11 protein-coding genes and 1 tRNA gene are annotated in these 11,636 nt (G+C 68.5%); 5 read left to right on the top strand and 7 right to left on the bottom strand.

Annotated features, from left to right (window positions below):
• The first annotated feature begins 21 nt into the window (after positions 1–21).
• The 3 genes from HDC34_RS08155 to HDC34_RS08145 all read left to right on the top strand — a co-directional run bounded on the left by HDC34_RS08155 (position 22) and on the right by HDC34_RS08145 (position 2,200).
• Positions 22–543, top strand: a complete 522-nt coding sequence (locus HDC34_RS08155) for a hypothetical protein (RefSeq protein ID WP_179556507.1) — start codon at positions 22–24, stop codon at positions 541–543.
• 99 nt (positions 544–642) lie between these two features.
• A tRNA-Leu gene (locus HDC34_RS08150) sits at positions 643–724 on the top strand.
• Positions 725–823: 99 nt separating this feature from the next.
• A complete protein-coding gene (locus HDC34_RS08145; protein WP_179556506.1) occupies positions 824–2,200 on the top strand; it encodes an aspartate aminotransferase family protein in 1,377 nt (458 codons plus the stop codon).
• Between the two features lie 107 nt (positions 2,201–2,307).
• On the opposite strand, the gene rdgB is transcribed toward HDC34_RS08145, so the two are convergent.
• Genes rdgB through murI form a run of 3 tightly spaced genes read right to left on the bottom strand, consistent with a single transcriptional unit; the run spans position 2,308 to position 4,555 of the window.
• The gene (gene rdgB, locus HDC34_RS08140) at positions 2,308–2,934 is read right to left on the bottom strand and encodes an RdgB/HAM1 family non-canonical purine NTP pyrophosphatase (RefSeq protein WP_179556505.1); all 627 of its coding nucleotides are present in this window, start codon (positions 2,932–2,934) and stop codon (positions 2,308–2,310) included.
• Positions 2,931–3,662: a ribonuclease PH gene (rph, locus tag HDC34_RS08135; protein ID WP_179556504.1), complete on the bottom strand. Its 732-nt coding sequence runs from the start codon at positions 3,660–3,662 to the stop codon at positions 2,931–2,933. The genes rdgB and rph overlap by 4 nt, the downstream gene beginning before the upstream one ends.
• Before the next feature lie 59 nt (positions 3,663–3,721).
• Positions 3,722–4,555, bottom strand: coding sequence for a glutamate racemase (gene murI, locus HDC34_RS08130; RefSeq protein ID WP_104253596.1), 834 nt, complete (start codon positions 4,553–4,555; stop codon positions 3,722–3,724).
• Positions 4,556–4,645: 90 nt separating this feature from the next.
• On the opposite strand from murI, the gene HDC34_RS08125 reads away from it, so the two are divergent.
• Positions 4,646–5,986 (top strand): nicotinate phosphoribosyltransferase, encoded by a 1,341-nt coding sequence (locus tag HDC34_RS08125; protein WP_179556503.1) that lies wholly within the window; start codon positions 4,646–4,648, stop codon positions 5,984–5,986.
• Positions 5,987–6,081: 95 nt separating this feature from the next.
• Here HDC34_RS08125 and HDC34_RS08120 read toward each other — a convergent pair whose 3' ends face one another.
• From HDC34_RS08120 to HDC34_RS08110, 3 genes are all read right to left on the bottom strand, one after another.
• Complete coding sequence (locus HDC34_RS08120; protein WP_104312608.1) at positions 6,082–6,372, bottom strand: DUF3039 domain-containing protein; 291 nt, start codon at positions 6,370–6,372, stop codon at positions 6,082–6,084.
• Between the two features lie 78 nt (positions 6,373–6,450).
• Complete coding sequence (locus HDC34_RS08115; protein ID WP_179556502.1) at positions 6,451–8,022, bottom strand: hypothetical protein; 1,572 nt, start codon at positions 8,020–8,022, stop codon at positions 6,451–6,453.
• On the bottom strand, positions 7,998–9,053 hold the full coding sequence (locus HDC34_RS08110) for an ABC transporter ATP-binding protein (RefSeq protein ID WP_306455467.1): 1,056 nt from the start codon (positions 9,051–9,053) through the stop codon (positions 7,998–8,000). Before HDC34_RS08110 ends, HDC34_RS08115 begins: the two co-directional genes overlap by 25 nt.
• A 131-nt stretch (positions 9,054–9,184) precedes the next feature.
• Between HDC34_RS08110 and HDC34_RS08105 the strand changes: the two genes are divergently transcribed.
• Positions 9,185–10,081, top strand: a complete 897-nt coding sequence (locus HDC34_RS08105; protein WP_179556501.1) for a hypothetical protein — start codon at positions 9,185–9,187, stop codon at positions 10,079–10,081.
• Between the two features lie 134 nt (positions 10,082–10,215).
• Here the strand turns inward: HDC34_RS08105 and HDC34_RS08100 are convergent, their stop codons facing one another.
• Positions 10,216–11,532: a S1C family serine protease gene (locus tag HDC34_RS08100; protein WP_179556500.1), complete on the bottom strand. Its 1,317-nt coding sequence runs from the start codon at positions 11,530–11,532 to the stop codon at positions 10,216–10,218.
• Positions 11,533–11,636 lie beyond the last annotated feature (104 nt).

Below are 11,636 nucleotides of genomic sequence, written 5' to 3'. Positions count from 1 at the left end.
ACGCACGGCTACGCTGAGCCGGTGCCCACCACCGAACGATTCGCCGACCTCGTCGAAGCCGAACTCGCCGACAAGCCCTTGGCGGTCGTGCGCGTGCCAGGCGGATTCTACGTCGGGTTCGCGCTCGCAGATGCCCGATGGGTGAGCATCCTCGCCGTCAACGACGTTCGCGACAGCATCACCTACAACGTTCGGGTCAACGAGCGTGCTGGGAAGTTCAGCATCAACGACACCCTCCGCCGGATCAGCTGGAGCGCAGGGGTGTCCGGGATGGTCCCGCGAGTCGGCTTCTCGATGTCCTTCCAGTCGGGTCGGGTGAAGTACGGCCGGGTCATCCAGCTCGGCCTTGCACCGGGCGGGTTCGAGGTGGCGTTCAGCCCGGAGGAGGAACGCGCCCGCATCACGGCGATCGGGCAGGAGCTCGGTCTGAAGCCTGGCCTGAGCAGGTCCGTGCTGATCGGACTGTGGACTGCCGGCGGAGCCATCGGCCTGTGCATCCTCGGCGCAGCGATCGCACTCACGATCCAGGCGCTCCTGGGGTAGCCGCGCCCGCCGCCTGTCGGCCTCCGATGACGCGCCCCGAATTCGAGGGCTGTCACTCCCGCCCTAGACTGGTTCCCGCACACGGGTTCGCCCATGCCCGCGGGAGTGGTGAAATTGGCAGACACGCAGGATTTAGGTTCCTGTGCTTTCGAGCGTGCGGGTTCAAGTCCCGCCTTCCGCACTGGAGTGTCAGGCTCCTCCGACTCGACAGACTGTCTGGTCCGTCTCCCCCGACCAACGGGTACGGTTCCAGTACCAGCACTGCGAAGGAGCATCGACGATGACCGAGTTCAACGAAGCCGACCTGCAACAGAAGGCGAAAGACCACCTCTGGATGCACTTCTCGCGCCAGTCCGTGATGGAAGACGGCGCCGGCGTGCCGATCATCGTCAAGGGCGACGGGCACCACATCTGGGACTCGAAGGGCAAGAAGTACTTCGACGGCCTCTCCGGCCTCTTCGTCGTCAACGCGGGACACGGCCGCACGCGTCTCGCCGAGACCGCCGCCAAGCAGGCCGCCGAGCTCGCGTTCTTCCCCATCTGGTCGTACGCGCACCCGAACGCCATCGAGCTCGCCGATCGCCTCGCCGACTACGCACCTGGTGACCTCAACCGCGTCTTCTTCTCGACGGGCGGCGGCGAAGCCGTCGAGACCGCCTTCAAGCTGGCCAAGTACTACTGGAAGCTGCAGGGCAAGCCCACCAAGCACAAGGTCATCTCTCGCTCGGTGGCCTACCACGGCACGCCGCAGGGTGCACTGGCGATCACGGGCATCCCCGCCATGAAGGCGATGTTCGAGCCCCTCACCCCCGGCGGCTTCCGCGTGCCGAACACCAACTTCTACCGTGCACCGGAGCACGGCGACAACCTCGTCGAGTTCGGCCAGTGGGCCGCGAACCGCATCGAGGAGATGATCCTCTTCGAAGGCCCCGAGACGGTCGCCGCCGTGTTCCTCGAGCCCGTCCAGAACTCGGGCGGATGCTTCACGCCTCCCCCTGGCTACTTCCAGCGCGTGCGGGAGATCTGCACGAAGTACGACGTGCTGCTCGTCGCCGACGAGGTCATCACGGGCTTCGGCCGGATCGGCGACATGTTCGCATCGACGACCTACGACATCCAGCCCGACATGATCACGTGCGCCAAGGGCATGACAAGCGGCTACTCGCCAATCGGCGCCACCATCGTCAGCGACCGCATCTACGAGCCGTTCAAGCACGGCCAGACGTCGTTCTCGCACGGCTACACGTTCGGCGGCCACCCGGTGTCGGCGGCCGTGGCGCTCGAGAATCTCAGGATCTTCGAGGAGGAGCGGCTCACGCAGAACGTCAAGGAGAACTCGCCGCACTTCCGTGCTGCCCTCGAGAAGCTCCTCGACATCCCGATCGTCGGCGACGTGCGCGGCGACGGCTACTTCTTCGGCATCGAGCTCGTCAAGGACAAGGACACGCGCGAGACCTTCAACGACGAGGAGTCAGAGCGCCTGCTCCGCGGCTTCCTCTCGAAGGCGCTCTTCGACGCCGGCCTGTACTGCCGCGCCGACGACCGCGGCGACCCCGTCATCCAGCTCGCCCCGCCCCTCACGATCGGCCAGGCCGAGTTCGACGAGATCGAGCAGACGCTGCGCGGCGTGCTCACCGAGGCGAGCTCGCTCCTCTGACACGGGCTCGTCGTCGTCACCGACGGCAACCCGAAAAGCTCGGGATGGCGAACTCGCTTCGTGCTGGAACGTTCTCCAGCACGAAGCGAGTTTGCCATCCCGAGTCGCTATTCGAGACCGAGGGCGGTGCGCAGCTTGGGCGCGAGCGCGTCGAAGGCGCGACGGCGGTGGCTCGCGGCGTCCTTCTCCGCGTCGGTGAGGTCGGCCGCCGAACCTTCCGCCCCATCGGGCTGGAAGATCGGGTCGTAGCCGAAGCCGTGGTCCCCGCTCCGCTGCTCCAGGATGCGACCGGGCCACACACCCAGCACGGCCTCGCTCTGTTCCTCGCCCGTCGATGAAGCTGTGGCCGGCACGACAAGTGCAGCCGCGGCGACGAACTGGGCCGTGCGGTGCGGATGCGAGACGTCGCTCAGCTGCCAGAGCAGCAGCTCGAGGTTCTCGGTGGCGTCCTTCGCTGGCCCGGACCACCGGGCGGAGAAGATGCCGGGCGACCCGCCCAGCACATCCACCGAGATGCCGGAGTCGTCGGCGAGCGCCGGGAGCCCCGTGTGCTCGGCGGCGGCGCGGGCCTTCAGCAGCGCGTTGGCCTCGAAGCTCAGACCGGTCTCGCGTGGCTCTGGCCCGTCGTAGGAGACGAGCTCGATGCCGTCGAGCTGGTTGCCGAGGATGCGCCGCAGCTCGACCAGCTTGTGCGCGTTGTGGGAGGCGAGGACGACCCGGACGGGCTCGCTCATGCCGTGAGCGCCTCGTTCTGCAGCTCGGTGAGCGTCGCGGTGCCCGCGAGGGCGATGTCGAGGAGACGGTCGAGCTCCTCGCGGTCGAACGGCTGCCCCTCGGCGGTGCCCTGCACCTCGATGAGCTTGCCGTCGCCGGTCGCGACGACGTTCATGTCCGTGCCAGCCCGTACGTCCTCCACGTAGGCGAGGTCGAGCAGCGGAACGCCGTCGACGATGCCCACCGAGATCGCGGCGATGGAACGCGTGAGCACGTCGGCCTTCGCCGGAACGTGCTTGTTGGCCTTCGCCCATTCGATGGACTGCGCGAGCGCCACGTAGGCGCCCGTGATCGCTGCCGTGCGGGTGCCGCCATCGGCCTGCAGCACGTCGCAGTCGATGACGATCGTGTTCTCTCCAAGCGCGGACATGTCGACGGCTGCCCGCAGGGAGCGCCCAACGAGACGCGAGATCTCGTGCGTGCGCCCGCCGATCTTGCCCTTGACCGACTCGCGGCTGTTGCGGTCGTTCGTGGCTCGCGGGAGCATCGCGTACTCGGCCGTGACCCAGCCCTTGCCCTGGCCCTTCAGCCAGCGCGGCACGCCGGGCGTGAACGACGCCGTGCAGAGCACCTTCGTCTTCCCGAACGAGATGAGGGCGGAGCCCTCTGCCTGCTCGCTCCAGCCCTTCTCGATCGTCACGGGGCGGAGCTGGTCGTGGGTGCGGCCGTCTGCGCGTGCTTCGGTCATTGGTCCTCCAAGGAGTCTGATGGGTACGGGAAAGCGGTGGGAGCTGGCGGGCGGATGCGTCAGGCGCGGCGCATCGACGGCGGCAGGTTGATGGCCTCCGTCATGAGGCGCTCGACGTGGCGAACATCGGGCCCGAGGAAGCGGCCGGCGAGGTTCACGAACGCCTCCGTGTTCTCGCCAGTCGCGCGGTACGAGTACTGCGGGGCGCGCCCGCTCGAGTTGAGCAGCCCGTTGGAGGCGAGGACTCGGTACACGTCCTGGGCCGTCTCGACGTCGCTCGACACGAGGCGGACGCCCGGGCCGAGCACGTAGCCGAGCACACCCTTCAGGAACGGGTAGTGCGTGCATCCGAGCACCACCGTGTCGACGCCAGCGGCCTTGATGGGGGCGAGGTACTCCTCGGCGTAGCGGACGAGCTCGGGACTCGTCGTGTCGCCGCGTTCGACGTACTCGACGAACATCGGGCAGGCCTGCGAGAAGATCTCGAGGTGAGGGGCCGCCGCGAAGGCGTCGTCGTAGGCGCGAGATGACACGGTCGCCTCGGTGCCGAGCACGCCGATGCGGTTGTTGTGGGTGGCGCTGACGGCTGCGCGGACGGCGGGGGCGATGACCTCGACGACGGGCACGTCGTACCGCTCGCGGGCATCCCGCAGCACGGCGGCAGAGGCCGTGTTGCAGGCGATCACAAGCATCTTCACGTCCTGCTCGACAAGCTCGTCGAGGATCGCGAGCGACAGGCGCCGGACGTCGGCGATCGGCTTCGGTCCGTACGGCGTGTGCTCGGTGTCACCGACGTAGAGGAGCGACTCCCCCGGCAGCTGCGCCCGGATCTCCCTCGCCACCGTCAGCCCGCCGACACCAGAGTCAAATACGCCGATCGGTGCCTCGCTCATGGGTGCCGAGTCTACTCCCAGGCACCTTCGAGCGTGGATGCGCGCGCCGAGATCGCGTGCGCTCCCCACGGTGGGGCCTAGGCTGGGGCGGTGACTTCCGAACGCCCGTCCACCGGCTTCCTCACCGACCAGTACGAGTTCACGATGATCGATGCCGCGATCCACGCGGGCACCGCCGATCGTGACAGCGTCTTCGAGCTCTTCGGGAGGCGACTGCCGAGCGGACGCCGCTACGGGGTCGTGGCGGGGGTGGGCCGCGCGCTCGAGCTGCTGCGCGACTTCCGCTTCGGTGACGCGGAGCTCGAGCACCTGCGTGCGCACTCCATCGTCTCGCCCGAGACCCTCGACTGGCTCGCGAACTACCGGTTCTCCGGCACGATCCGCGGCTACCGCGAAGGCGAGATCTACTTCCCCGGCTCCCCCATCCTCGAGGTCCGGTCGAGCTTCGCCGAGGGTGTCATCCTCGAGACGCTGCTGCTCAGCATCTACAACTACGACTGCGCCGTCGCCTCCGCCGCAGCACGCATGGTCTCGGTCGCCCGCGGACGCCCGCTCGCCGAGATGGGATCACGCCGCACGGGCGAGCGCTCGGCGGTCGCCGCGTCGCGCGCCGCCTACATCGCGGGCTTCAAGGCGACGAGCAACCTCGAGGCGGGCCGCAGCTGGGGCGTCCCGACGATGGGAACCGCCGCGCACTCCTTCACGCTCCTGCACGACTCCGAGCGCGAGGCATTCGCCTCGCAGGTCGCGACGCTCGGCGCAGGCACGACCCTCCTCGTCGACACGTACGACGTCCGGGAAGGAGTCCGGCTCGCCGTGGAGGTCGCGGGGCGCGAGCTCGGCGGCGTCCGCCTCGACTCCGGCGACCTCCCCACACTCGTCGCGGAGGTGCGCGCGCAGCTCGACGAGCTCGGCAACACCGAGACGAGCATCACGGTCACCAACGACCTCGACGAGTTCGCCATCGCCGGCCTCGGCGCGAGCCCGGTCGACTCCTTCGGGGTCGGCACGAGCGTCGTCACCGGCTCCGGCGCCGTCGCCTCCGGCATGGTCTACAAGCTCGTCGCCCGCCGCGGTGAAGACGGCGACTGGGTTTCCGTCGCGAAGCGCTCCGCTGGCAAGGCGAGCGTCGGCGGCGAGAAGTTCCCCGTCCGCCGCCGCGACGAGCACGGCGTGGCGGAAGCCGAGGTCGTCGGCATCGGCGCACCACCCGTCTCCGACAAGAGCGACAGGTCCCTGCTCGTCGACCTCGTCGTCGACGGCGTCATCAACGATGAATTCACCGGCGAGGCCGGCGTGCAGCGCGCCCGCGAGCACCACCGAACGGCCATCGACGAGCTGCCGATCGGTGCCCTCCGCCTCCACGCCGGTGAAGCGGCGCTGCCCACCGTGTTCGTCGAGCAGGACGGCCGCGAGACCGTCTGGGTCTGATTCCAGCCACGCCACCACGCACAACGGCCGCGACCCGTCTCCGGGTTCGCGGCCGTTGTGCATCCGGCAGAAGCCGACGACACCGGTGAGGGTTCTCAGCCCTTCATCTTCTCGTACACGGCCTTGCAGTTCGGGCAGACCGGGAAGCGGTCGGGGTTGCTGTTCGGCAGCCATTTCTTCCCGCACAGCGCGCGCACGGGCTTGCCCGTCACTGCCGACTCGAGGATCTTCTCCTTGCGCACGTAGTGCGAGAACTTGTCGTGGTCGCCGGGGTCGTCGGTCTGCTCCTCGTTGAGGAGCTTCTCGAGCTCGCGATCGAGGATCGCCGTGCCGCCGCCGGTCTCGTCTGGCCCACCCGGGCCGGTTGGGGTGCTGGAGAACGTCATGCCGAACATCTTAGAGCGCAAAACAGAGGCGTCACCGGATGCACGACCCGGTGACGCCTCTCGAAGAACAGCCGAGGTCTACGCGCTCTGCGCGAAGGCCATGATCTCGCTCGAACGACGCTCGAACTGGCGAGCTCCGGCCAGCAGGCCGACGAGCAGCACGAGGAGCCCGACGACAAGACCCCAGCCGAGAGCCACGAAGTTCCACCACGACTCGCCGCCGTTGAGCGCCACGAGGCCCGCGTAGACGGCGGGGCCCATGAGCAGGATCGCGATGAAGCCGGTCGTCGGGTGCCAGAACACGCCGGACCCCCAGGAGCGGACCGGCTGGCTGAACGGCGAGTCGCCCGGGCGCGCCACCGGATACGGGTGCAGCACGCTGCCGATGCTCGAGAACCCGGTCGCCGAGAACAGCAGACCGAGCGAGAGCCCGACGAGCGCGAGGATCGTGCCCCAGTCGCCGACGATCAGCCACGTGATGACCGCACCGAGCAGAACGACGACTGAGCCGAACACCAGGGTCGGCAGGGCGCGACCGAAGCGGTCTGATAGCCCCGACATGCCGCTCGTCACGTGCATCCACACCGCCGAGCCGTCGAAGGCGAGGTCGTTGTGGAGCGTCCACCCGATGAAGAACGCCAGCAGCGGCAGCGGCAGGAGCGCGAGATGCCTCGGCTCGACGCCGACGACAGCGAGCGGGATGAGCGCGAGAAGCGGGATGAGGATGATCGAGACGTTCACGACGACGTACCGCGGGTCGCGCATCCAGTACGTGACCGTGCGGGCGGCGACGACGAGGGCCGGCGACCGACCGAACGCACCGAACACGCCGAGGTCGACCAGCTCGGTCTCGTCACCGCCGAGTGCCGCCGACGCGACCCGACCGGCTATGACCTGCCAGAGGACGAGCAGGACGAGGAGGGTCGCGGCGCCGATGCCGAGCTGCGCGAACGCGAGCTGCAGGTCTCCCCCGGCGGCGCTGGCCGCGGCGGCCCACGGTGCGGCGATCGGGGACAGCGAGAGCACCTCGAGCGCGGCGCTGATCGCCTCGTGCTGACCGAGCTGCCAGTCGACGGATACGGCCACGAAGACGAGCGGCGAGGCGAGCAGGAGCAGCACCAGGACGAGGGCGGCGCGAGCATCGCTGACCAGCCGCCTGGCCCGCAGATCCTCACCCACGAGCCCAGCCAGGCGGGAGAGCACGACCAGCGTCGCGAGCACCACTGCAGACCCGACCACGCCGACCAGGAGCGCCGTGCCAGCACTCGCCCACAGAAGCAGACCCGCGAGGAGGACGATGGTGATCGCGAACGACGGCACGCTCACGAAGGCGGTCCCGAGCGCGAGCCAGGCGGAACGGCGGGGCGAGAAGCCCATGACGGTCAGCGACCGAGGGTCGATGGCCGCGACAGGCGTCACGAAGACGCTCACGAGGCCGGTCGCGATCGTGACGAGCGAGCCGACGATGATCGCACTCTCGCGCTTCGCCTCGATATCCGAATCCAGCATCGAGACGACCGTGAGCACCGCGAAGACCGCAAGGGCGATCGAGAGCAGCAGCGTGCCGATCCACGCCCCCCGATGCTGCGAGTCGCGTCGCGCACCGTTGCGGATCGACTGCAGCTTCAGTTGAAGGAGATGTCCAGCCAATCCAGCCCCTCCATCTGTGGCGTGCCGCGGACCAGGTCGCGGAAGCGTTCTTCGAGCGTGATGTTGCCGCGCACGTCACTGACGGTGCCGGAAGCGAGCAGCTCCCCCCGCACGATCACCGCGACGTGGTCGCAGACGCGCTGGACGAGGTCCATGCTGTGGCTCGACAGCAGCACGGTGCCGCCGCGCTGCACGTACTCGAGGAGGATGTCGATGAGCTGTCCCGCCGACACCGGGTCAATCGTGTCGAACGGCTCATCGAGCACCAGAAGCTCCGGCGAGTGGATCAGTGCCGCGGCGAGCGAGATCTTCTTCGACATGCCGGCCGAGTAGTCCACGACCAGCCGGTTCGCCGCCGATTCGAGCTCGAACGCGTGCACCAGCGACTCCGTGCGCGCCCGCGAATCAGCAGGCGACAACCCCCGAAGGAGTCCGGAGTAGTAGAGAAGCTGCCCACCCGTGAGCTGATCGAAGAGGCGCAGACGGTCGGGCAGGATGCCGATGTGCGGATGCGCGGCCTTCGGGTTCTTCCACACGTCGAGGCCGAGGACCTCCACGTTGCCGCTCGTGGGCTTCAGCAACCCCGTCGCCATCGACAGGGTCGTCGTCTTCCCCGCACCGTTGGGTCCAACGATGCCCGTGAAGGAGCCGCGACGAACCTCGAACGTGACATCGTTCACCGCGACATCCGAACCGAAGCGCTTCGTGAGCCCGTTGACCGACAGGACGGTGTCGCCGAGTTCACGATCCGGAGCCTCCGTGACGCGGGTCACCGGCGTCATCGTCGAGAGCCCCTCGGCGGTCGCGGCACCCAGCACCGGGTTCCTGACGGCGGCCGGGAGGCCGGTCTCCTGCTCCGCAGTCGCCTCCTCTGCCAGCGAGGAGACGGTCACGGTGTCGTCGACGACGATCGCCTCGACCATGATCGGCTGAGGTCGACTCGCGTCGCCCTCCGGCACGTCGGGGCTGGCAGCACTCTCGTTCACATCGTCGGCGGTGCCATCGCCGACGTCCGAGCTCTTCGAAGACATCGCTCAACCGTACCAACGATCCGGCGTGGCGCGCCGCCGCCCCAGCTTCAAGCTCTCCCCAGGCGGCCCCTCATACACTGCTCGCGTCGCCCTCTGCAAGACCCGGGGCGGTGCCACCACGAGGAGGTCAAGTGTCCGATTCCAGCACGCAGCGCTTCGACGACGCCGCAGACGCGACCGCCTACGCGCCCCTGCCGCCTCGCGAGGAGCAGACCGGCGCGGCGCCCGGCGAACAGGACAAGATCTGGCTCGACCGCCTCATGGCCATCCAGCGACCCATCGTGGTCCGGCAGATCCGCATCCTCCGTGGCAAGTACCCTGACGCGACGCCGAGCGAGCTCATCAAGAAGATCGAGCAGCAGTACCTCAACGCGACCACCGTCAGCGGCGGTGCAGCCGGTGCCGCCGCCATGGTGCCCGGAGTCGGAACCGCCGCCTCGCTCGCCGTCACCGGTGTCGAGACCGCCGGATTCCTCGAGATGACCTCCCTCTTCGGGCAGGCGGTCGCCGAGATCCACGGCCTCCCCATCTCGGACCCCGTCCGCGCACGCACCCTCATCCAGTCGCTCATGCTCGGCAAAGCGAGCAAGAACCTCATCCAGCAGTTCGCGGGCCAGGTCTTCGGGAAAGGCCCGACCAAGCAGGTCTTCTGGGGCGAGATGGTGACGAAGAGCCTCCCCCGCGCCATGGTCGGCGAACTGTCCGGACGCATCCAGTCGATGTTCCTCAAGAGGTTCGTCGTGCGGCAGTCGGCGAGCACCGTCGGACGACTCGTCCCGTTCGGCATCGGCGCCGTCATCGGCGGAGCCGGCAACCGGATGCTCAGCAACGAGGTCGTCCGCACCGCACGCGAGGCGTTCGGCGTCGCACCTTCCAGCTTCCCCATCGAACTGCACCCCACCTACGCCGCACCCAAGGACGACACCGGAGACGACCACAAGGCGCTGACGCGCGGGCCGTTCTCCTTCTTCCGCGTCCCACTCGCCCTCACCCGCGGGAAAGACAAGAACCAGGACACCTCCGAGTAGGTCCCGTTCTTCCACGTCCCACTCGCCCTCACCCGCGGGAAAGACAAGAACCAAGACACCTCCGAGTAGGTCCCGTTCTTCCACGTCCCACTCGCCCTCACCCGCGGGAAAGACAAGAACCAAGACGCGGAAGCCTAGGCCGCAGCGTCGAGCGAGACCTCGACCTCGATGACCTCGCCCTGGCGGACCACCGTCAGGGTCGCATCCTCACCCGCCTCGTATACGCGCACGTGCGCGATCAGGTCGTTGGCGTTCGACACCGGGATCGTGCCGATGTACGTGACGATGTCTCCCCGACGCAGACCGGCGAGGGAGGCGGCACCGTTCTCGACGACGCTGTCCACGTAGGCGCCCACGATGCTCTGACCGCTCGTCGCGACCGTCGCCGCGTTGCGGACCGTCGCGCCCAGCGCACCATGCGATGGCGTCTGGCCATCTGCGAGCTGCGCCGCGATCTGGACCGCATAGTTCGCCGGCAGCGCGAACCCCAGTCCGATGCTGCCGCTGGAGGCCGCCTGCCCCTGGCCGCCGGGCTTCGTGCCGGCGATCGCGACGTTGATGCCGATCACCTCGCCCTTCGCGTTGAGCATCGCGCCACCCGAGTTTCCCGGATTGATGGCGGCATCAGTCTGGACGACAGGCAACTGGACGATGCTCTTGCCCGGATCGGTCGTCGAGCTGAGCGGAGAGTCGGTCGCGGCGTTCTCGTCGACCGTCGGCGGAACCGCCGCCGACGCGATCTCGATGCTGCGGTTGACCGCCGACACGACACCCGTCGTCGCCGTGCCATTGAGGCCAAGCGGCGCGCCGAGCACGATCGTCGACTGCCCGACGATCAGCTGGTCCGAGTCCGCGAACCTCGCCGGCTGAAGGCCGCTCGCACCGTCCAACCGCAGCACGGCCACGTCGGCGAGCACGTCGAGCCCGACGCGGCTCGTGCTGAAGACCCGACCGTCGCTCGTGGTCGCCGTGATCTGTGCGTCCGAGACCGTGCCGTCGAGCGTCACGACGTGCGCGTTGGTGATGACGAGCCCATCACCCGAGTACACGACCGCGGAACCCGTCTCGGTTCGAGTCGGGGTGGACACGGTGAGCGTGACGACGCTCGGCGCAGCGAACGCGATCGCGGAACTCGCCTCGCCAGGCAACGGGGCCGCCGGTTCGCTCGGGGACCCCAGGGGCTGCGTCAGCCGCTGCGCGTCCTGATTCGGCTGGCCGATGAGATTCGCCGTGATGAGCGCACCGCTCAGACCACCGACAACCGCGGCGACGACCGCGACACCCGCGATGAGGAGCAGCCCCGTTCGACGCGTGACCACCGGTGCGTCGTCATGGATGGAATGCAGGTGAGCGCCCGCACGGTGACGCCCATGTTCATCCTGCTGCGCAGCCTTCGTGGGCGCGTCGGCGCTCGTCGCGTCGGCGCCGGCAGGGGAAGGTGTGTCGAGCATGTGAATCCTGACGTTCGCTCCATGCGTCGGGGCGCATCGGTGGCGCCAGTCTAGGGAGCAGGCGGAGTGGACGCTCTGGTTTCCGCGGCACGTCGCAGTTCGAG

The sequence above is a fragment of the Pseudoclavibacter sp. JAI123 genome (assembly GCF_013409665.1).
Lineage (GTDB): Bacteria > Actinomycetota > Actinomycetes > Actinomycetales > Microbacteriaceae > Pseudoclavibacter.
The sequence above is the reverse complement of the archived record's forward strand: the minus strand, read 5'-3'. Positions and strand labels throughout refer to the sequence as shown.